The following is a 21,251-nucleotide window of genomic DNA, read 5'->3' on the forward strand; positions in this document are numbered from 1 at the left end:
GGTGACGAGGTGTCGTCCCCTCGCCACCCCGGGGTCCTTGGCATGGCCAAGGGACCTGACTGGACGCCGTGGCGTGCTGTCGGCCGCTACGGTAACGCCCCTCCGCCAGATCCGGCCAGCCCCATCTCGTGCCGCCATGCGCAGCCTCCCCACTCAGATGGCCAGGGCCGGGTCGTGGTCGACGACGCTGGAGCGGTGAGCGGCACGGGCGGTGATGGGTTCACCGTCGCGCAGGTCCAGGCCGTCGGCGTCTCGGCGGGTGATCTGGGCGGCGAAGCGTTCCCCCGAGTCCGCCCTCAAGTCGACTCGCACCTCGAAGCCGAGCCGGACCACGCGCTCCACGACCGCGCGAATGACACCGGGTGAGCCGGGCACCTGGGCGTCAGCGGCGAGAGCCAGGGCATGGTCGCGCTCGAGGATGATGTCGTGGGGTCGGACGAGCTGCTCGCCCAGCTTGGAGACCGAGCCGAGGAACGACATGACGAAGTCGTTGGCGGGCCGGTCGTAGAGCGTGACCGGGTCGCCGACCTGCTCGATCCGGCCGTGGTTGAGGACCGCGATCCGGTCGGCGACGTCGAGCGCCTCCTCCTGGTCGTGGGTGACGAGAACGGTCGTGACGTGCACCTCGTCGTGGAGTCGGCGCAGCCAGGTCCGCAGGTCCGTCCTCACCTTCGCGTCCAGCGCACCGAAGGGTTCGTCGAGGAGCAGGACCTCCGGGTCGACGGCGAGCGCTCGGGCCAGGGCCATCCGCTGCCGTTGCCCGCCCGAGAGCTGGGCGGGGTACCGGTGGGCGAAGCCCTCGAGGCCGACGACGGTGAGCAGCTCGTTGACCTTCGCGTCGGTCTCGGTCTTGGGTCGCTTGCGGATGGTCAGTCCGAAGGCCACGTTGTCCCTGACGGTCAGGTGCTTGAAGGCGGCGTAGTGCTGGAACACGAAGCCGATGCCACGCCGCTGCGGGGGTTCGCCGGTGACGTCCCGACCGCCGATGCTGACGACGCCGGAGTCGAGGGACTCCAGTCCGGCGATGGCGCGGAGCAGCGTCGACTTGCCGCTGCCGCTCGGCCCGAGCAGCGCGGTGAGGGAACCGCTCGGGATGTCGAGGCTGACGTCGTCCAGAGCGGTGAAGGAGCCGAACTCCTTGCGGGCGCCGGTGACGGTGATCATCGTTCGCTCCTCTTGCGGTCGAGGACGGTCATGAGCAGCAGCACGACCAGAGCGATGCCCATGAGGAGGGTCGCCGCGGCGTACGCACCGTAGGTGTTGTGGTCGTCGATGTAGCGGGCGTGGACGAGGAGCGTCAGGGTCTGGGAGAGCCCGGGGAAGCCCGACGACACCATGATGACGGCGCCGAACTCGCCGAGGGCTCGGGCCACGGTGAGCACCACGCCGTACGTCAGGCCCCAGCGGATGGCGGGCAGGGTGATCCGCCAGAAGGTCTGCCAGGACGTCGCCCCCAGCGTCGCGGCGGCCTGCTCCTGCTCGGTGCCGATCTCGTGGAGGACCGGCTCGACCTCTCGGACGACGAAGGGCATGGTGACGAAGATCGTCGCGATCACCATGCCGGGCAGGCCGAAGATCACCGTGATCCCGACGTCGTCGAGTGCGCCGAACCACCCGCCCGCACCCCACAGCATGATGAGGGCCACCCCGACGACGATCGGTGACACGGCGAACGGCAGGTCGACGACGGCTTGGAGCAGGCCCCGGCCCCGGAAGCGCCCGCGGACGAGGGCGAGTGCCGTGACGATCCCGAAGACGACGTTGAGGGGCACGACGATGGCCACGATGAGCAGCGAGAGGTTGATGGCCGCCTGTGCCGCGGGCGTCGAGACGGAGGCGACGAAGGCGCCGACCCCCGGCGCGAAGGCCCGCCAGAGGATGACGCCGATGGGGACGGCGAGCAGGGCGATGAGGTAGCCGAGTGCCACCGTTCGCAGGGCGAGCCGGGTCCTCCGGCTGGCCCTCACGGGGCCCGCTCCTCTCGGCGCTGCGACCGGGTCGACAGCACCCGCAGCACGAGCAGGGTCGCGAAGGCGATGAGCAGCAGCACCACGGAGACGGCCGCCGCGTTGGCCGGGCGGTCCATCTCGATCTGCTGCTGGATGTACTGGGAGGCGACCTGGGTCTCCCGCGGGATGTTGCCGCCGATGAGCACGACGGAGCCGTACTCGCCGATGGCCCGCGCGAACGCCAGCCCGGTGCCGCTGAGGACGGCAGGGGCGAGGGTGGGCAGGACGATCCGGCGGAAGGTGGTCCAGTTGGTCGCGCCGAGCGAGGCGGCGGCCTCCTCGACCTCCCGGTCTGCCTCGATGAGCACCGGCTGTACCGAGCGGACGACGAAGGGGAGGGTGACGAAGGCGAGGGCCACGAAGAGGCCCCACGTGGTCGCGTTGAGCTGGACGCCGACCGGGCTGCCCGGGCCGTAGAGCGAGAGGAGCACGATGCTCGCGACGATGGTGGGCAGGGCGAACGGCAGGTCGATGAGGGCGTTGACCACTGCCTGACCGGCGAAGCGGTCGCGGACCAGCACCCAGGCGACGAGGGTGCCCAGGACGGCGTTGACAGCGGCGACGATGGCCGACACCGTCACGGTGACTCGGAGTGATGCGAGGGCGACCGGTGCAGTCGCCGCGTCCCAGAAACCACCGAGGCCGCCCTCGAACGATGCGACGGTCAAGGCGGCGAGGGGCAGCAGCACGATGACGCTGAGCCAGAGCGTCACGACCCCGATCCCGAGCGGTTGCAGCCCGCTGCGCAGCCGCCGGCGGGACCTGCCGGCCCGCCCTGGAGCCGGACCGTGCGCAGGGCTCCCCGGCCGTACGGTCCTCGCTTGGGCGGTCCGCGCCTCCACAGGGCTCGACCGGGTGCTCGACCGGGTGCTCGACCGGGTGCTCGACCGGGTGCTCGACCGGGTGCTCGACCGGGTGCTCGACTGGGTGCTGGACCGGGTGCTCGACTGGGTGCTGGACTGGGTGCTCATGTCGGCGCTCACTGCGTCACGGCGTCGTAGATCGTGGCGATCGCGCCGGTCCTGGGCTCGAAGAGGGCGGCGTCGACCGCGGTCCAACCGCCCAGGTCAGCGATGGTCCACAGCTTCTCGGGACGGGGGAAGGCTTTGGCGAACTCCGCGGCCACCTGCTCGTCGACGGGTCGGAAACCGGCTCGGGCGAGCAGACGCTGTGCCTCCGGGGTGTAGAGGTAGTCGGCGAACGCCTCCGCCACCGGGAGGTTCTCGCTCCCCTTGAGGACGGCCACCGGGTTGTCGATTCGGAACGTCTGCGGCGGCGTGACGTGCTCGACCGGGTCTCCGTTCTGCTCGATGAAGAGGGCCTCGTTCTCGTAGCTGAGGAGCACATCGCCGCGGCCCTGGAGGAAGGCCTCGGTCGCTTCCCGGCTGGACTTCGGCTGGATCCTGACGTGCTCGCTGACCAGCTTCTCGACGTAGGCCAGTCCGGCGGCCGGGTCCGCGCCCCCGTGACTCTCGGCGGCGAACGGGGCGAGGAGGTTCCACCTGGCCGACCCGGAGGAGAACGGGTTGGGGGTGACCACCTCGACCTCGGGCTGGAGCAGGTCGTCCCAGTCGGCGATTCCCTTGGGGTTGCCGGTGCGCACGACGAGGGTGACGACCGAGCCGAAGGGGACGCCGCCGTGCTCCCCGGCGTTCCAGGTCGGGTCGATCAGACCCGCGTCGACGAGGCGGGTGAGGTCCGGCTCCGTCGAGAGCTGGACGAGGTCGGCCTCGGCCCCCGCTGCGACCTTGCGCGACTGGTCGCCCGACGCGCCGTAGCTCTGCTGGAACGCAACGCCGGTCCCGGCGGGGGTCCGCTGGAACGCCGGTACGACGGCGTCGTGGGCCGGCTTGGCCACGGCATGGGCAAAGAGGTTGAGCGTGGTGGTCGGAGCCGCGGCCACCCGGGCCGCACCCGGCTGGACGACGACGTCGCTCGGGCCAGCTCCGGTGCAGCCCGCCAGCGCCAGGACCGCGAGCGCAGCGAGGCCGCGCAGGATCCTGGATCGGGGTGCCGTCGGGCGGGGGCGGGGCATCGACACACTCCTTCACCGTCGGCGCGCACGCTGCGCAGTCCTCGTCCGTGAGTGGGAGTTTTCAATAGTTAGAAGTTATCGGTCAAGAAACTATTGCTTATGTCTCAGAGTGTGGCGGACTCAAGCGTGGAAGAGCGCGCCACCAGCCCACGGGGGCCGTATGCCGCTGGGCTCAGTCTCCGGCTGACAGTGACCTCACCCGGAGGCGGGGTCCGAGCTGCGTCGACGACGGCTCGTCGACGAGGTCTCCGCGGACGGTGACCCGGGCGCCGTGCCCGACGTCGACCGCCCAACCCGGTGGGAGGACGAGCTCCCAGGTTCGGCCGTCGGGGTCTGTGAGGACCAAGGGGCCGGTCTCCACCTCGGCCCGCGTCACGGTCCCGGTGACGATGACATCGGAGGGACGTCGCTGGGTGGATGCCTCGATGGTGCGGCGCAGGTGCTCGCGCAGCTCCGCGGCGCCGAGGAACCCGGCGTCGATGGGAGGCTCGGAGGGGGAGGGGTCCCGCACCGGCTCGGAGAAGGGGTCCCCTGCGGGCCCGGTTGAGCTGCCCGCGGACTGGCCGTCGATGGGGTGGGGACTGCCTGATGAGTGCCCGGGTGGACGCGAAGCGGGGAGTCCCCGGCCGTGGCCGGGACCTCCCCGCTTGCGGTGACTCATGCCTTGCGCGCCCTCGTCACGGGACGTCGACGCGCACGATGGTCGGGTTCGGCATCCCCTCGGCGCCGGAGTAGGCGACCGAGCCGAGCCACTTGCCACTCGTCAGGCCGGTGAACCCGAGCGTGACCGTCCCGGACTGGCCGATCGTGGCCGACGTGGGCGCAGTGACCGTCAGGTTGTCCTCCGCGGCGGACCCGAGGACCCACGTGTGCAGCTTGAACGGCGAGGTGCCGGCTACCCCCCAGCCCTGGACGACCACCGTGTAGGTGCCCGCGCCCGGGTTGAGCAGGTTGACCTGCTCTGCTGACGTTCCGGATCCGCTGGAACCCACGTTCTTCTCCGTCGAGTCGAAGACGCACAGGTCGAGGTCCGTGCCGGGGTTGACGTCCGCGTCGAAGAGGGCGAACCGCGCGTACGTCGTGCCGGCCGGGACGGCGACCTCGACCTTCTGGGCGTTCGGCGAGCTCAGGGAGCACGTCGAGTCCGTCGGGTCGTCGGCGACGGTGCCGCTCGTCGCGGCCGCGGGGACGAGGCCCCGGCCCGTGGCGGCGAAGTCACCGGTGTAGCCGAAGGTGACGCCATAGCTCGTGCCCGAGGGCTCGGCCCTGACCTCACCCGGTGCCGCGAGGGCGACCGGACGCACGACGATCGGCGAGCGAACCGTCGTGGTGCCGCTCGTCCAGACGAGGTGGCCGCCGGTGTAGCTGTTGAGCGGTGCATCCTCCCGCGTGATGGTCACCGTGAAGGACTTCGTCTGCCCGGGGGCGAGGACCAGCTTCTTCGGCGAGACCTCGACGTCGAAGCCGCGCAGGGTGATTGACGCCTTATAGGTTGCCGTCGTCGCCCCGACGTTCGTCACGCGGCGGGTGATCGTCTCGGAACCGGCGAGGGCGCCGCTGGCGATCGAGGCACCGTTGAACTGGCTCGGGTCCGTCGAGTAGCCCCGACTCACCAGCGCGTCGCACGTGCCTGCGCCGACCGCGGACGTGGTGCCGCAGAGGAAGGCGAGCCAGTCGTTCCAGCCGCTGTCGTAGACCAGGCCGGCCTTCGCGGCGGCATTGGGGTTGACATGGCCGGCGCCTTGGCGGAATGCCTTGTCAGCCGTGCTCGCCTCGTCCTTGACGTCGTAGTCGGTCGTCATGAGCGCGCTCTTGATCGCCATCGGCGACCAGCCGGGGTGCCGGTCACGGAGCAGCGCCGCGAGCCCGGCGACGTGCGGGCTCGACATCGAGGTCCCCGAGATGGCGTTGTAGGCGTAGCCACCGTTGGTCACCGGGGTGTAGGCCGCGAGGATGTCCTGGCCGGGCGCGATGACGTCCGGCTTGAGGAGGTCACCGCTGCCCGCACTCAGCGGTCCGCGGGACGAGAAGCCGGCCGTGAACGGCGCGGGGGCGTTGAGGTCGAGCTCGGCCACGTTGATCGTGGCCGTCGCACCGGACGTGGCCGCATACGCCTTGACGGGCGCGCGCTCGGTCGACTCGAGGTGGACCGACGGGATCGTGTGCAGGTCCGCGTTGATCCCGATCGGCGAGGTGTTGACGAGGACCAGGCCCACGCCGCCCGCCTCCTTGACCGCGAGGCTCTTGTTCGTCCGGGCGGTTGCACCGCGGTCGCACAGGACGATCTTGCCCGCGACCTTGGCCGGGTCGAGGACGTTGCCCCCGTCGGCGCTCGAGTAGCAGAGCGCGACCTTGGTCGGGTCCGCACCAGCCAGGCCCGCCGAGGTGGAGTCGATGAACGGCGCGGTCACGGCCTCTGCCGCCAGGGACGCGCCCTCGTAGGTCGCGCCGTTGCCGAGGGTCACCGAGCCGTGGCTGGCCCGGTTGTGGGTGCCTGCCGCGACCGTGGTGATCCACGGGGACGGGTGGGCGACGGTCGAGGCGGTCGGGCCGCTGTTGCCGGCGGACGCCGCGACGAAGACACCGGCCCGGGCCGCGAAGAGGAACGCGATCTCGGCGCCGTCGGCGAAGTTCGTCTGGGAGCCGCTGATCGAGTAGTTGATGACGTCGACGCCGTCCGCCACGGCCTGGTCGATCGCCGCGACGAGGTCACCCCCGCGACCGCTCGCCGTGTCGCCGGTCTCGGTCGACCAGAGGGCCTTGTAGGCGGCCACGCGGGCGCGCGGGGCGATGCCGCTCATGCCGTTGGGAGCCAAGGCGCTGGCGATGCCGGGAACAGGCACATCGTGGTTGCCGCCGGAGGTGCTGGCGGTGTGGGTGCCGTGACCGTTGTAGTCACGGGGGGAGGTGAACTCCCAGGGCCGGTCCTTGCGGATCCCCTTGTCGCCACCCCAGCTCTCGTTGAAGTGGCGGGCGATGACGAGTTTGTTGTTGCAGGTCTTGGCGGTCCAGTTCTCCCCAGCCTTGCAGGCGTCGGCCGGGCCGTCGAAGGGTGCGTAGACGACCGGGCCCGAGGCGGAGGGCACGCCTGCAGTGGCGCGGTCCGAGAAACTGAGGTGCTCCGGCCAGATTCCAGAGTCGATCGTGCCGATGAGGATGTCCTCCCCGGCGCTTCCGGTGCCACCGAGCTGGTCCCACAGGCCGCCCTTGGCGGTCAGGCCGAGGAAGTCGGGCGTCGTCGACGTGTCGACCGTGTAGGTCTGCTCCGGGTTGACCGCGACGACCCCGGGCGCCTTGGTGAGCCGCTGCGCCTGGGCTGCCGTCAGCTTGGCCGCGAAGCCGTTGAACGAGAACGCGTAGTCGTAGATCTTGGTGCTGGTTGCCCCCACCCGGGTGAGAGCCGAGTTGTGCTTCGACTCGAGGTGGGCGACATACCTGGTGACCGCATCGGACTGCGGGTCGACCTTCGTGCCCGGGGTCGGGCTGGTGGCCGCGAGGCCCTTGATCTTCCCGTCGTACGCGACGACCGGGAGGTCCGCCATCTGCACGATGTACGTCCCGCTGGTGCTCGGTGGCACGGACTGCGTGACCGCTGCATCGGCGGCGCCTGTCCCGGCCATGGCGAGCGCAACTGGCACGGCGGTGACCGCGCCCAGCAACCTTCGCTTCATTTTTCTCCTGTGTGAGTTGCCCTACCAGGCGGCGCATGAGGGCTCCACGCCGCTGGCGGGAACGATAACCCCGAATGGGGACATTGGGGAGGGGTACTGGGGGACCGGATCGGCCTGCGCCGTTCCGGGAGGCTCCGCTGGGCGCCACTCAGACGCACTGGCGGGCCCGTCTCAACGGCGCGAGCCGGCCCGGCTCAGGGTCAGGTCGAGCAGGGTCCACCACATCGCCTTCGTCGCGAGGGACCGCGGCGGCAGGTCGAGCGGATGCTCCCCGAGCACCTCGCCACCCGGCAGCCGCCGGAGGAACGAGACGACCTGGTGCGTGACGGTGACCTGGCCGAACGAGCACCGGAGCGGCCCCCACTCGACCGCCTCGAGCTCGCGGACGATGGTGAACTCGCTCACCGACTGGGCGTGCGTCGTCCACCCGGGGTCGCCCCGAACGGCGAAGGCCGCCCCGTCGTCGAGGTCGAGCTCGGTGACGACCCACGTCTGGCCCTGGTGCAGGTGCACGGCCCCGGTGTGCACCTGGGCGTGGGCCGAGGCCTCGTCGACGGTGGCGACGACGCGCCCGGTCCGTGTCTCGACGATCCGGACCGGCTCACCGGCGCCGCGGAGCGACACGTGGTCGGCAGGGCGGTCCTCCCGCGTCCAGAACCAGCCGCGCGGCCGCTTCTTGAGGATCCCCTTGGCGACGAGGGCGTCGAGCAGGGGCCGGGTCTGCGGCCCGAAGAGCTCGAGGTCCCCCTCCGTCAGGGGCAGCTCCGCGGCGGCGGCGGCGAGATGCGGCCCGAGCACGTAGGGGTTGTCGGGGTCGACGACTGTCGCCTCGACGGCGCGGCCGAAGATGCTCTCGGGGTGGTGGACGACGAAGGTGTCGAGCGGGTCGTCGGCCGCGACGAGGATCGCGAGCGAGCGGTGCCCGGTGCGGCCGGCGCGGCCCGCCTGCTGCCAGAGCGAGGCGAGGGTGCCGGGCCAGCCGGCGAGCACGACGGCGTCGAGACCGCTGACGTCGACGCCGAGCTCCAACGCGTTCGTCGCGGCGATGCCGACGAGCCGGCGCGACCGGAGGGCGCGTTCGAGCTCCCTCCGCTCCTCCGGCAGGTAGCCGCCGCGGTATGCCGCTATGCGCGCTTCCCGGGTCGTGCTCACTCGGTCGCGGGCGACGTTGGCCACGACCTCCACGCCGGCGCGGGACCGGGCGAAGACGGCGGTCTGCACGTCCTCCTCGACGCACTGCGCCAGGAGGTCGCCGGTCTCCGTCAGCGTGCTCACCCGCTTCGGGCGGCCCTGGTCGTCGGTGCGGACCGGGGGCTCCCAGAGGGCGAAGGTCATCGGCGCCCGAGGGGAGCCGTCCTCGGTGACCGAGCTCAGCGGCATACCGAGAAGTCGGGAGGCGTGGACGGAGGGGTCGGCCACGGTGGCGGAGGCGAAGACGAACGTCGGGGAGGCGTGGTAGCGCGCGGCCACTCGCCGCAGCCGCCGGAGGACCGCCGCGAGGTGGGCGCCGAAGACGCCCTTGTAGACGTGACACTCGTCGACGACGACGTAGCGGAGGGCCCGGAGGAAAGGGGCCCACCGGTCGTGCCGCGGCAACAGCGAGTGGTGGACGAGGTCCGGGTTGGTGAGCACGACGTTCGCGTGGTCGCGGATCCAGCGCCGCTCGTCGGTCGGGGTGTCGCCGTCGTACGTGGCGGCCCGCACCGGGGGAAGGGCGAGCCGGGTGATCCGGTCGAGCTGGTCCGCGGCGAGCGCCTTGGTGGGGGCGAGATAGAGCGCCGTGGACCCGCGACCACTGGGCGCCCGAGCGCCGGTCACGACGTCGGTGAGGAGGGGCAGAAGGTAGCCGAGGCTCTTGCCGGAGGCCGTGCCCGTCGAGACGACGACGTGGTCGCCGCGGTGGGCGGCCTCCGCGACCTCGACCTGGTGGCGCCACGGCCGGTCGATCCCGGACCCGAGGAGGGCACCGAGGAGGGTCGGGTCCACCCAGCCCGGCCACTCGGCGTGGCGCGCCGGCCGAGCCGGAACCTCGTGGACGTGGAGCAGCCGCTCCGGGTGCTCGCCGACCAAGCGGTGCAGGAGGGCCTCCGGGTCGAAGGCGCGCTGGTCCCGGTCGCCGTCGTCCGACGGAGCCGGGGGTGCGTTGAACAGCGCGTCAGACCCGTTCATGTGGAGCAACCGTACGTCGCCGGGGTACCGTTACGGGCGACCCGGGGCATGGTACTCCCGCGGTCAGGGAGAAACGGGTTCGTTGCCGGGGCAACGAACGGACAAATGGGAAGGGGCCACAGGTGGATCTGTCGATCACCCGGGCCGACCACGGTGACCGCACCGTGGTGCACCTCGGCGGCGAGATCGATGTCTACACGGCACCGTTCGTGAGGGAGAAGCTCGACGAGCAGATCCACGCCGGACGCGCTGATCTCATCGTCGACCTGAGCGAGGTCACCTTCCTCGACTCGACCGGGCTGGGGGTCCTGGTCGGACGGCTGAAGTTCGCCCGGACGCGCGGGGGGTCGCTCAAGCTCGTCGGCACCTCCGAGCGGGTGCTCCGCGTCTTCGCCATCACCGGCCTCGACAAGGTCTTCGACATCCACCCCGACCTCGAGTCGGCCCTCGCCGCCCCGGACCAGGGTGAGGCGCCGATGCCGCCCACGTCGAACGCCCGGCACTGACCGGCACCTCGCTGAACCAGCCCTCCTCGGTGGTCGAGCAGTCAGGCTCCCCGTCGCCGGCACCGCCGGTCGTCGACCCAGCCCTCGTGGCCCGGTTGCGGGCGGACCTGGCCTCGGCGGGCTTCACCGTGGACGGGGTCGCCGAGCGGCTCGGACCCGTCGCGGCGGCCGCGCTCCGCCGGGAGCAGCGCCTGCCGGCCCTGCTCGCGACCGCTGCTCCGCTCGACCCGGTTGCCGCCCTGGTCCGCTTCTTCACCCTGGGGCAGCCCGTGGCCCGAGCGGATCTCGAGGCCGCCCTGCCGACGCTCCGGGTCGAGGGGGTCGCTGCCCTGCGGCTGGCCCGTCTCAAGGGGGACGAGGTCGTGGCGACGTGCGACCTGCGGCCCTACGCCGAGGACGCCCACGACTGGTGGGTCGCCTCCGACCTGTCCGAGCTGGCGACGCGCGCACCGCTCCGCCCGGACCACGTCCTCGGCATCGGCGGCGCCTCGACGACGCTCGCCACCTGGACCATCCGACATCGCGTGGACCGGGCCCTCGACCTCGGCACCGGCTGCGGAGTGCAGGCGCTGCACCTGGCCGGCCACACCGGGTCGATCGTCGCCACGGACATCTCGGAGCGGGCGCTCGCCTTCGCCCGCTTCAACGCCGCGTTGGCCGGGCTCGACGTCGACCTGCGTCGCGGAGACCTGCTGGACCCTGTTGCGGGAGAGCGGTTCTCGCTGATCGTGTCCAACCCGCCGTTCGTCATCACCCCGCGCGCCGACGACGTGCCCGTCTACGAGTACCGGGACGGCGGGCGCTCGGGCGACGCCATCGTCCGCACCCTCGTACGGACCGTCCGCGACGCCCTCGAGCCGGGTGGGGTCGCCCAGCTCCTCGGCAACTGGGAGGTGCCCCACGGTCGCACCTGGCGCGACGTCTGGGGCGACTGGCTCGCCGGGATCGATCTCGACGCGTGGGTCGTCCAACGGGAGGTCCAGGACCCGGCCGAGTACGCGGAGCTGTGGAGCCGCGACGGCGGTGTCGTCCCCGGCTCGAGCGCGCACGAGCGGCTCGGCGCGGCCTGGCTGCGCGACTTCGCCTCCCGCGACGTCGAGGCGATCGGCTTCGGCGTCGTCACCCTCCAGCGGCCGCTGACCGAGCGCCGGCCGTGGCGCTCCCTCGACGAGGCACCTGGTCCGGTGGCGGCGCAGATGGGTCCCGTCATCGAGGCGGGGCTCCGGGCCCGCACCTGGCTGGCCGAGCACACTGACGAGGACGTCCTCGCTGTGGCATGGGCGTGCGCCGCGGACGTGACCGAGGAACGGCACGGTCGCCCCGGCGCGGACGACCCGTCCGTCATCATCGTCCGCCAGGGTGGGGGCCTGCGCCGCGCTGTCCGGGCGGGGACCCTCCTGGCGGCCTATCTCGGCGTGGCCGACGGGGAGCTGGCGGCGGCCACCGCCCTCGACGCGATCGCGACGGTCCTCGGGCTCGACCCCGCGGCGGTCCGGGCCGAGCTGGTCCCGCAGATCCGCGACCTTGTCGCCGACGGCCTGCTCACCTGACCCACCGCCAATCACGATCGAAAGAGCAGTTTGTCCGCTTTCGTTTTGGGGTTGCCCTCGCGGTGTGGATGGGGACGAAGTGCTCTTTCGATCGTCAGCAACGCAGGTTCGACGGGGACGAAGTGCTCTTTCGATCGTGCGGGAGCGAGCCCAGCGGCATCCGGCGTCGGTAAAGGATTTGTGAGTGAGTGAGCACTCACTCATACTCGACCCATGGCCACCACCGCGGCGCGCGCCGCGCCCCTGCCGCCCACCGAGCGGCGCGAAGCCCTCATCGACGTCTTCCTCGACCTCGCAAGGCGGCACGGACGGGTCCCGACAACGAGCGAGATCGCCGGTGCGGCGGGGGTTGCCGAGGGGACGATCTTCCGGGTCTTCCCGAGCAAGGACGCGCTCCAGACCGCGGCCGTCGAGGCCGCCTTCTGCCCAGCGTCGGCACGTCGCGACTTCGTCGCCATCGACCGGTCGCAGCCGATGCGGGACCGGCTCGTCGCCTTCGCGGCCTCGCTCCAGCGGCGGATCCGCGACGTCCTCGACCTGATGGGCGCCCTCGGCCTGAGCCAGCCGCCGCCCCTCCACCAGCACGCCGCCTGCCTCGAGACAGGCCGGCACGTGCCCTCCGAGCCCAGCGCTGACTGCGCGGCCCTGCACGTCGACCTCTTCGAGGCGGTGCTCGACCTCGTCGACCCCGACGCGATCACGGTGACGCCACACCAGCTGCTCCACCGCATCCGGCTGCTCAGCTTCTCGGGCAGCCACCCCGGCATCGCCCACGGCGAGCTGCTCACCCCCGAGGAGGTCGTGGACACCGTCCTCTACGGCGTCTGCGCCCGCCCCGGCCCGATCCGCGACTGACCCTCACCCGTCCACCGCCGCAGATGTCGAGCCGACGCCACGGCGCCCCCGAACCGAAAGGCACCCGATGCTCCTCCGACTGCTTCGGAGCCACCTGCTGGCCTACCGGGGAGAGATCACGCTCATCGTGCTCCTCCAGCTGGCCAGCACCATCGCCTCGCTCTACCTGCCCAGCCTCAACGGCGAGATCATCGACGACGGGGTCGCCAAGGGGGACACCGACTTCATCATGAGCCACGGGGCCCTCATGCTCGGCGTGAGCGTCGTGCAGATCGCCACCGCGGTCGCCGCCACCTTCCTCGCCGCGCGCGTCGCCATGGGCATCGGGCGGGACCTGCGGGCGAAGGTGTTCGACACCGTCATCGACTACTCGGCGCAGGAGGTCTCCCGCTTCGGCGCCCCGACCCTCATCTCGCGCAACACCAACGACGTCACCCAGGTGCAGACCGTCCTCTTCATGGGGTTCGCCATCCTCGTGTCGACCCCGATCATGATGTTCGGCGGGATCATCATGGCGCTCCGCGAGGACGTCGGGCTCTCCTGGCTCGTCGCCGTCGCCGTGCCGCTGCTCGGCCTCGTCGTCGCCACGGTCATCTGGCGGATGATGCCCTGGTTCACCCGGATGCAGACCTCGCTCGACGGCGTCAACCGGGTCCTCCGCGAGCAGATCACCGGCATCCGGGTCGTGCGGGCCTTCGTGCGCGAGGGCCACGAGGAGGCGCGGTTCGGCCGGGCCAACGCCGACCTCACCGAGGCCGGGCTGCGCGTCGGCCGGCTCATGGCGCTCGTCTTCCCCGTCGTGATGTTCATCTTCAGCATGTCGACCGTGGCGGTGCTGTGGTTCGGCGCCTACCGCGTCGACAGCGGTGCGATGGAGGTGGGCTCGCTCACGGCCTTCCTCGCCTACCTCGTCCAGATCCTCATGGCCGTCATGATGGCGACCTTCATGGCGACGATGATCCCCCGCGCGTCGGTCTCGGCCGGGCGCATCGCCGAGGTCCTCGACACGGCCTCGTCCATCGTCCAGTCGGTGCAGCCGATCCCGATCCGGGTGCCGCGAGCCGGCGTCGAGTTCGTCGACGTCGAGTTCCACTACCCCGGCGCCGAGCACGCCGTCCTCAACGGCATCACCTTCGAGGCGTCGTCAGGCCGCACGACCGCGATCATCGGGTCGACCGGCGCGGGCAAGACGACCCTGCTCGGACTCGTCCCGCGGCTCTTCGACGTCCGCTCCGGCCGCGTCAAGGTCGGCGACGTCGACGTCCGTGACCTCGAGCTCGACGCGCTCTGGGCCCGCATCGGGCTCGTGCCGCAGAAGCCCTACCTGTTCACCGGCACCGTGGCGAGCAACCTGCGCTACGGCAACCCGGACGCGACCGACGACGAGCTCTGGGAGGCGCTGCGCATCAGCCAGGCCGCGGACTTCGTCACGCAGCTCGGCGGGCTCGACACCGCGATCGTCCAGGGAGGGACCAACGTCTCGGGCGGCCAGCGGCAGCGGCTCGCCATCGCGCGGGCCGTCGTCAAACGGCCCGACATCTACCTCTTCGACGACTCGTTCTCCGCCCTCGACCTGTCGACCGACGCACGACTCCGGGCTGCGCTCCGACCGGTGACCCGCGACGCGACGGTCGTCATCGTGGCCCAGCGCGTGTCGACGATCATCGACGCCGACCACATCGTCGTCCTCGACGACGGACGGATCGTCGGTCAGGGCACCCACGACGAGCTGCTCCAGACCTGTGAGACCTACCAGGAGATCGCCCTGTCCCAGCGTGCAGCGGAGGAGGTGGCCTGATGTCCGAGGGAGTCAAGACCGCCGAGGAGAAGGCCGCCGAGGCGCGGCGCGGCCCGGCCCGCCGGGGCGGGCCACCACACATGATGATGGGGCAGCCGGGGGAGAAGTCGCTCAACTTCGGGCCCTCCGCGAAGCGCCTCCTCGGCCTGCTCCGACCCGAGCGCGGCAAGGTCGTCGGCGTCGTGACGCTCGTCGTCGTCAGCGTGTTCCTCAGCGCGATCGGGCCGAAGATCCTCGGCCGCGCCACCGACCTCATCTTCGGTGGGCTGCTCGGTCGCCAGCTCGGCCAGAACGTCCCCGCGGGGGCGACGACCGAGCAGGTCGTCGCGGGCCTGCGCGCCCGCGGCGAGGAGAACCTCGCCGACATGCTCCAGCGGGCCGGTGTCGTCATCGGCCAGGGCATCGACTTCGGTGCCGTCGCCGACGTGCTGCTCCTCGTGACGGGGCTCTACGTCGCCTCGTCGCTGCTCCTGTGGGTCCAGGGCTGGATCCTCCAGGGCGTGCTCGCCCGCACGATGTACCGGCTGCGGCAGGACGTCGAGGCCAAGCTCAACCGGCTGCCGCTGCCCTACTTCGACAAGCAGCCGCGCGGCGAGATCCTCTCCCGGGTCACCAACGACATCGACAACGTCAGCATGTCGCTGCAGCAGACGCTGTCGCAGCTGCTCAACTCGCTCCTGACCGTCGTCGCGGTTCTCGTGATGATGTTCTGGATCTCTTGGGTCCTCGCCCTCATCGCCCTCGTGACGATCCCCATCTCCATCGTCGTCACCGGCCTCATCGCGAAGCGGTCGCAGAAGCTCTTCGTCCAGCAGTGGCGCAACACCGGCGAGCTGAACGGCATCATCGAGGAGACCTACACCGGTCACGGCCTCGTCAAGGTCTACGGGCGGCAGCAGGAGACCGAGGCGCACTTCCGCACGAAGAACGACGAGCTGTTCGGCGCCGCGTTCGGGGCCCAGTTCGTCAGCGGCATCATCATGCCCGTCATGATGTTCATCGGGAACCTCAACTACGTCGTCGTCGCCGTCGTCGGGGGGCTCAAGGTGGCCTCCGGCTCGATGTCGCTCGGTGACGTCCAGGCCTTCATCCAGTACTCGCGCCAGTTCACCCAGCCGCTGACCCAGGTGGCCTCCATGGCGAACCTGCTCCAGTCCGGGGTCGCCTCCGCCGAGCGGGTCTTCGAGGTCCTCGACGCCGACGAGCAGGAGGCCGAGGTCGCCGTCCCGGACGTCATCGACGACCCGCGCGGCGAGGTCGCCTTCGAGGGCGTGTCCTTCGCGTACACGCCGGACCAGCCGCTCATCGAGGACCTCGACCTCGTCGTCCGGCCGGGACAGACCGTCGCCATCGTCGGGCCCACCGGCGCGGGCAAGACGACGCTGGTCAACCTCATCATGCGGTTCTACGAGCTCGATGGCGGTCGGATCACCCTGGACGGCGTCGACATCCGCGACCTGACCCGGCACGGGCTGCGCTCGCGGATCGGCATGGTGCTGCAGGACACGTGGCTCTTCGCCGGGACGATCCGCGAGAACATCGCGTACGGCCGGCCGGGCGCCTCCGACGAGGAGGTCCTCGAGGCGGCGCGCGCGACCTACGTCGACCGGTTCGTCCACTCGCTGCCCGACGGCTACGACACCGTCCTCGACGACGAGGCCTCGAACATCTCGGCCGGCGAGAAGCAGCTGGTCACCATCGCGCGGGCCTTCCTCTCCGACCCGGCGCTGCTCATCCTCGACGAGGCGACGAGCTCGGTGGACACGCGGACCGAGCTGCTCGTCCAGCAGGCCATGCGGGCGCTGCGGTCCGACCGGACGAGCTTCGTCATCGCCCACCGGCTCTCGACGATCCGGGACGCCGACCTCATCCTCGTCATGGAGCACGGTCGCATCGTGGAGCAGGGATCCCACGCCGAGCTGCTCGCCGCCGACGGGTCCTACGCCAGGCTGTATGCCGCTCAGTTCGCGGGTGCCGCGGCTGACGTCGACGACGTGGCTGAGGTCGCCGGCCCCCCGGTCGGCTGACGCACCTCCCGCCCCCGCACCTCCCGCCCCCGCCCGGCCCGACCCCGCCCGGCCCGACCCCGCAACACACCCGCTCACCGACTGCTGGCCCCGTCTCCAGGCGGCACCTGCAGTCGGTGAGCGGGTGTGTTGCGGCGGGAGAGGGCGGGAGGGCTGGGAGGTCAGGCGCGTGCGGGAGCCGGCTCAGCGGCATACGGCAGCGGTGGTGAGGGCGACCCGAGCACGCCGGTAACCTTGGCGGGTGCCTGACACCACCACGCTCACCGTCCAAGACGCCCTGCTCACCCTGCAGAAGTTCTGGACCGACCGAGGTTGCATGGTCGTCCAGCCGTTCAACACCGAGGTCGGCGCCGGGACGATGAACCCCGCCACGATCCTGCGGGTGCTCGGCCCGGAGCCGTGGCGGGTGGCCTACGTCGAGCCGAGCGTGCGGCCGGACGACTCCCGCTACGGCGAGAACCCGAACCGCCTCCAGCAGCACACCCAGTTCCAGGTCATCCTCAAGCCGGACCCGGGCAACCCGCAGGAGCTCTACCTCGAGTCGCTCGAGGCGCTCGGCATCGACATCCGGGCGCACGACATCCGCTTCGTCGAGGACAACTGGGCGCAGCCGGCCATCGGCGCGTGGGGCCTGGGCTGGGAGGTCTGGCTCGACGGCATGGAGATCACCCAGTTCACCTACTTCCAGCAGGTCGGCGGGCAGAACCTCGACCCCGTCGCCGTCGAGCTGACCTACGGCGTCGAGCGGATCATGATGGCGCTGCAGGGCGTCGCCCACTTCAAGGACATGGTCTACGCGCCGGGGATCACCTACGGCGAGGCGTTCGGGCAGAGCGAGTACGAGATGTCGCGCTACTACCTCGACGACGCCGACATCCAGACCAACCGCGACCTCTTCGAGCGGTTCACGGCTGAGGCGCAGCGGCTCATCGACGTCCGCCTGCCGGTGCCCGCGCACACCTACGTGCTCAAGTCCTCCCACGCGTTCAACGTCCTCGACGCACGTGGCGCCATCTCGACGACCGAGCGCGCCAAGGCGTTCGGCACGATGCGCCGCCTCGCACGCGAGGTGTCCCGCCTCTGGGTCGAGCGGCGCGAGGAGCTCGGCTTCCCGCTGCTCGGCGCGGACCTGCCGCCGATGGAGGGGCGCGCGCTCATGCCGCCGTCCCAGGGGGTCGAGGTCACCCCTGAGGCGTATGCCGCTGAGCTCGCCTCGCTCGCCCCTGACGTGACGCGTCGGCTGGCTCTCGAGATCGGCGTCGAGGAGCTGCCCCCGCACGTCGTCCCCGAGGCGATCGAGCAGGTCCGGACGGCCCTGACGCAGAAGCTCGGCGCGACCCGGCTGCCGCACGGCTCGGTCGTCGTCCAGGGGACGCCGCGGCGGATCATCGCCCTGGTGGACGCCGTCGGCGTGCACGAGCCGGACGCCGAGACGCTCCGCAAGGGCCCGAAGGTGGCCGCCGCGTTCGGGCCCGACGGCGCCGCGACGAAGGCCGCCGAGGGTTTCGCACGCGGCCAGAAGGTCGACGTGTCCGACCTCGTGCGGGCCGAGTTCGACGGCGTCGAGCACGTGGCGGTCCGCGTTGCGGAGACCGGCCGCGGCGTCCTCGAGGTCCTCGGGTCGATCATCGCCGACGTCGTCGCCGGGCTGCGCGCCGACAAGAACATGCGCTGGAGCGACCCTGAGCTCGCCTACAGCCGGCCGATCCGGTGGATCGTCGCGCTGTGGGGCGACACCGTGGTTCCCGTGACGGTGTCGGGGCTGCGGTCCGGGCGCACGACCTACGGCGAGCGGACCGAGGCCGGGCCGCTCATCGAGGTCGAGAACGCCGACGTGCTCCTGCCCAAGCTGGCGGAGCGCGACTTCATCGTCGACCCCGTGGCGCGGCGCGAGAGTGTTGTCTCCCAAGCGAAGTCGCTGGCCGCGTCGGTCGGCGGCGCTGTCGACGTCGAGGGCGAGGCGGCGCTCGTCGACGAGATCACCCACCTCGTCGAGGCCCCGCACGGGATCCTGGGGTCCTTCGAGGAGCGCTACCTCGAGCTGCCCGAGCAGATCCTCACCACGGTGATGCGCAAGCACCAGCGCTACCTGCCCGTCCGGTCGGGGGACGGAGCCCTGCTGCCCTACTTCGTCACGATGGCGAATGGCGAGTGCGACGACGACCTCGTGCGCAAGGGCAACGAGAACGTGCTCCGGGCCCGCTACGAGGACGCGGCGTTCTTCTACGCTGCCGACCTCAAGGTGCCGCTCGAGGAGCTGCGGGCCGGCATCGCCAAGCTGACCTTCGAGGAGCGCATCGGCTCGGTGGCCGACCGCGCCGACCGGATCCGCGACGTCGCCGCGGCGCTCGCCGAGCTCGTCGGGCTCGACGCCTCCGAGGGGGCGACGCTGGCCCGGGCCGGGCAGCTCGCGAAGTTCGACCTCGCCTCGCAGATGGTCGTCGAGCTGTCGAGCCTCGCCGGGTTCATGGCGCGGGAGTACGCCCTCAAGGCGGGGGAGACGCCCGAGGTGGCGGCGGCGCTCTACGAGATGGAGCAGCCGCGGACCGCCGGTGGCCCGCTGCCGGCGTCGCGGGCCGGGGCGGTCCTCGCGCTGGCCGACCGGTTCGACCTGCTCATGGCGATGTTCGCGCTCGGAGCCAAGCCGACCGGGTCGTCCGACCCGTTCGCGCTGCGGCGGGCCGCCCTCGGCGTCATCGGCATCCTCCGCTCCCAGCCGACCCTCGCCGGCCTGACCATCGAGCAGGGACTGCACGCCGCGGCGGACCAGCTGCGCCAACAGGGACTCGACGTCAGTGCCGAGGCGATCGCCGACGCCGTCGAGTTCGTCACCGGCCGCTTCGGCCAGCAGCTGCGCGAGGAGGGCGTGCCGTCGACGCTCGCCGGCGCCGTCCAGCCCCTCGCGGGGACGCCGGGCAAGGCGGAGGTCGCGCTCCGTGACATCGAGACGGTGCGTGGGCGCGAAGGCTTCGCCAAGCTCGTGGAGGCCACCCAGCGCATCACCCGCATCGTCCCGGAAGGCAGCCCAGCGGCATACGACCCGCAGGTGCTGCGCGAGGAGGCGGAGCGCGAGCTCAGCGTCGCCCTCGAGACGATCCCCGACCTGTCCGGAGCGGCCCTGCCCGAGTGGGCCGGCGTGGCCGTGCGGGCGGTGCCGGCGCTGGAGCGGTTCTTCGACGAGGTGCTCGTCATGGCCGAGGACCCGGCCCTGCGCGCGGCCCGGTTGGGGCTGCTCCAGACCTTCGTCGCGCGGGCGCCCCGCGGCATCGACTGGCGCGCCCTGCACAGCGCCCTCGCCGGCTGAACACCCTTCACCCTGATCGAAAGAGCAGTTTGTCCCCCTGGCTGACGCGCCCCACGCCGAGCTCGTGACGAGGGGAGGGACAAACTGCTCTTTCGATGGGGTGGAGGCGGCCACACTGGTGTCACCGAGACCGGGAGGCGCCATGATCATCGACTGTGCCCTGTACCGCGACGGGCGACGCCAGCAGGAGGCCGCGCTCACGCTCGACACGGCGGCCGCGCTGCACCAGGACGGCAGCGAGGGCTTCGCCTGGCTGGGCACCTTCGAACCGGCGCCTGACGAGCTGGAGCGCATCCGCGACAGCTTCGGTCTGCACGAGCTCGCGGTCGAGGACGTCCAGACGTTCCACCTGCGGCCCAAGATGGAGCAGTACGACCACGGCGTCGAGCTCGTCATCCTGCGCACTGCCCGATACGACGACGAGCGCGAAGAGGTCGACTTCGGCGAGATCAGCGTGTTCATCGCGCCCACGTTCGTGATCACCGTGCGACAAGGCGTGGCGAGCGAGCTGCACACGGCGCGCACCAACCTGGAGGCGCGGCCGGACCTGCTCGCCGAGGGCAGCCCGGCGGTGCTCTGGGCGATTCTCGACCAGGTGATCAAGAGCTACGGTCCGGTCGTCGCCGAGCTGGAACGCGACATCGAGCAGGTCGAGAGCACCGTCTTCGCCGGGGAGGCCGCACCCACGGAGCGGATCTACTTCCTGCGGCGCGAGGTGACCAACTTCTACCGCGCCGTCCACCCGCTGCTCACCGTGCTCACGACGATCGAGCGCACGTACCGGGAGGGTCCGCTCGCGCCCTACCTCCACGACGTCCACGACTACCTGCGGCTCATCAGCGACGAGGTGGCCGCCCAGCGCGACCTGCTCGCGACGATCCTCGAGGCGAACATGGCCGTCATCTCCGTGGAGCAGACGCGGCTCGGGATCCGGCAGGGTCAGACGATCGAACGGCTCACCGTCCTCGCCACCGTGTTCCTGCCGCTCACCTTCGTGACCGGGTTCTTCGGCCAGAACTTCCCCTGGCTCGTCGAGCACCTCGACGGGTTCGGCCGGTTCGTGGTGCTCGGCATCGGTGGGCTGGTCCTGCCGCTCGTCGTCCTCTGGGTGCTCCTTCGACGGGACCGCGGGCGCCTCGACCGGTCCACCTGACCCACCCCGGCCCCCGTCGAAAGAGCAGTTCGTCCCCCCGGCTGGTGCGCGACGCTGAGCGCTCGTGACGGGCGAGGGGACAAACTGCTCTTTCGATGCGCGGTAGGCAGGTGCGGGGAAGATGCGGGCAGGTCAGGCAGGTCAGGCAGGTCAGGCAGGGCAGGCAGGGCAGGC

Annotated in this window: 14 protein-coding genes; 7 read left to right on the forward strand and 7 right to left on the reverse strand. The window is 71.3% G+C overall.

Annotation, left to right across the window (positions count from 1 at the left end; all coding sequences use genetic code 11):
• Window positions 1–153 precede the first annotated feature (153 nt).
• The 7 genes from INTCA_RS02660 to INTCA_RS02690 all read right to left on the reverse strand — a co-directional run bounded on the left by INTCA_RS02660 (window position 154) and on the right by INTCA_RS02690 (window position 9,884).
• On the reverse strand, window positions 154–1,164 hold the full coding sequence (locus tag INTCA_RS02660; protein ID WP_013491392.1) for a sulfate/molybdate ABC transporter ATP-binding protein: 1,011 nt from the start codon (window positions 1,162–1,164) through the stop codon (window positions 154–156).
• On the reverse strand, window positions 1,161–1,967 hold the full coding sequence (cysW, locus tag INTCA_RS02665; RefSeq protein ID WP_013491393.1) for a sulfate ABC transporter permease subunit CysW: 807 nt from the start codon (window positions 1,965–1,967) through the stop codon (window positions 1,161–1,163). The genes INTCA_RS02660 and cysW overlap by 4 nt, the downstream gene beginning before the upstream one ends.
• Window positions 1,964–2,722 carry a sulfate ABC transporter permease subunit CysT gene (cysT, locus tag INTCA_RS02670; RefSeq protein ID WP_244859864.1) on the reverse strand — a complete coding sequence of 253 codons (759 nt, stop codon included), beginning with the start codon at window positions 2,720–2,722 and terminating at the stop codon, window positions 1,964–1,966. The genes cysW and cysT overlap by 4 nt, the downstream gene beginning before the upstream one ends.
• A 266-nt stretch (window positions 2,723–2,988) precedes the next feature.
• Window positions 2,989–4,044 (reverse strand): sulfate ABC transporter substrate-binding protein, encoded by a 1,056-nt coding sequence (locus INTCA_RS02675; protein ID WP_013491395.1) that lies wholly within the window; start codon window positions 4,042–4,044, stop codon window positions 2,989–2,991.
• 172 nt (window positions 4,045–4,216) lie between these two features.
• The gene (locus INTCA_RS02680) at window positions 4,217–4,555 is read right to left on the reverse strand and encodes a hypothetical protein (RefSeq protein WP_041307193.1); all 339 of its coding nucleotides are present in this window, start codon (window positions 4,553–4,555) and stop codon (window positions 4,217–4,219) included.
• Window positions 4,556–4,721: 166 nt separating this feature from the next.
• Window positions 4,722–7,715: a S8 family peptidase gene (locus tag INTCA_RS02685; protein ID WP_013491397.1), complete on the reverse strand. Its 2,994-nt coding sequence runs from the start codon at window positions 7,713–7,715 to the stop codon at window positions 4,722–4,724.
• 171 nt (window positions 7,716–7,886) lie between these two features.
• Window positions 7,887–9,884: a DEAD/DEAH box helicase gene (locus INTCA_RS02690; protein ID WP_013491398.1), complete on the reverse strand. Its 1,998-nt coding sequence runs from the start codon at window positions 9,882–9,884 to the stop codon at window positions 7,887–7,889.
• A gap of 122 nt (window positions 9,885–10,006) precedes the next feature.
• Here INTCA_RS02690 and INTCA_RS02695 point away from each other — a divergent pair, with 122 nt between their 5' ends.
• The 7 genes from INTCA_RS02695 (at window position 10,007) to INTCA_RS02725 (ending at window position 21,077) form a co-directional block, all read left to right on the forward strand.
• Entirely contained in the window at window positions 10,007–10,390 is a 384-nt protein-coding gene (locus tag INTCA_RS02695; protein WP_013491399.1) for an STAS domain-containing protein, read from the forward strand.
• A 29-nt stretch (window positions 10,391–10,419) separates the two neighbouring features.
• Complete coding sequence (locus INTCA_RS02700) at window positions 10,420–11,940, forward strand: DUF7059 domain-containing protein (protein ID WP_013491400.1); 1,521 nt, start codon at window positions 10,420–10,422, stop codon at window positions 11,938–11,940.
• A gap of 213 nt (window positions 11,941–12,153) precedes the next feature.
• Window positions 12,154–12,795, forward strand: coding sequence for a TetR/AcrR family transcriptional regulator (locus INTCA_RS18530; protein WP_013491401.1), 642 nt, complete (start codon window positions 12,154–12,156; stop codon window positions 12,793–12,795).
• A gap of 67 nt (window positions 12,796–12,862) precedes the next feature.
• The gene (locus INTCA_RS02710) at window positions 12,863–14,593 is read left to right on the forward strand and encodes an ABC transporter ATP-binding protein (RefSeq protein WP_013491402.1); all 1,731 of its coding nucleotides are present in this window, start codon (window positions 12,863–12,865) and stop codon (window positions 14,591–14,593) included.
• Complete coding sequence (locus INTCA_RS02715) at window positions 14,593–16,620, forward strand: ABC transporter ATP-binding protein (protein WP_013491403.1); 2,028 nt, start codon at window positions 14,593–14,595, stop codon at window positions 16,618–16,620. Before INTCA_RS02710 ends, INTCA_RS02715 begins: the two co-directional genes overlap by 1 nt.
• A gap of 241 nt (window positions 16,621–16,861) precedes the next feature.
• Window positions 16,862–19,924 (forward strand): glycine--tRNA ligase, encoded by a 3,063-nt coding sequence (locus tag INTCA_RS02720; RefSeq protein ID WP_013491404.1) that lies wholly within the window; start codon window positions 16,862–16,864, stop codon window positions 19,922–19,924.
• Window positions 19,925–20,066: 142 nt separating this feature from the next.
• Window positions 20,067–21,077: a CorA family divalent cation transporter gene (locus tag INTCA_RS02725; protein WP_013491405.1), complete on the forward strand. Its 1,011-nt coding sequence runs from the start codon at window positions 20,067–20,069 to the stop codon at window positions 21,075–21,077.
• Window positions 21,078–21,251 lie beyond the last annotated feature (174 nt).

The sequence above is a fragment of the Intrasporangium calvum DSM 43043 genome (assembly GCF_000184685.1).
GTDB lineage: Bacteria > Actinomycetota > Actinomycetes > Actinomycetales > Dermatophilaceae > Intrasporangium > Intrasporangium calvum.

Bases quoted from the DNA above. Each gene is read 5' to 3' on its own strand.
- INTCA_RS02660 (WP_013491392.1), bottom strand. From the start codon at position 1,164: ATGATCACCGTCACCGGCGCCCGCAAGGAGTTCGGCTCCTTCACCGCT.
- INTCA_RS02675 (WP_013491395.1), bottom strand. From the start codon at position 4,044: ATGCCCCGCCCCCGCCCGACGGCACCCCGATCCAGGATCCTGCGCGGC.
- INTCA_RS02685 (WP_013491397.1), bottom strand. From the start codon at position 7,715: ATGAAGCGAAGGTTGCTGGGCGCGGTCACCGCCGTGCCAGTTGCGCTC.
- INTCA_RS02690 (WP_013491398.1), bottom strand. From the start codon at position 9,884: ATGAACGGGTCTGACGCGCTGTTCAACGCACCCCCGGCTCCGTCGGAC.
- INTCA_RS18530 (WP_013491401.1), top strand. From the start codon at position 12,154: ATGGCCACCACCGCGGCGCGCGCCGCGCCCCTGCCGCCCACCGAGCGG.
- INTCA_RS02710 (WP_013491402.1), top strand. From the start codon at position 12,863: ATGCTCCTCCGACTGCTTCGGAGCCACCTGCTGGCCTACCGGGGAGAG.
- INTCA_RS02715 (WP_013491403.1), top strand. From the start codon at position 14,593: ATGTCCGAGGGAGTCAAGACCGCCGAGGAGAAGGCCGCCGAGGCGCGG.
- INTCA_RS02725 (WP_013491405.1), top strand. From the start codon at position 20,067: ATGATCATCGACTGTGCCCTGTACCGCGACGGGCGACGCCAGCAGGAG.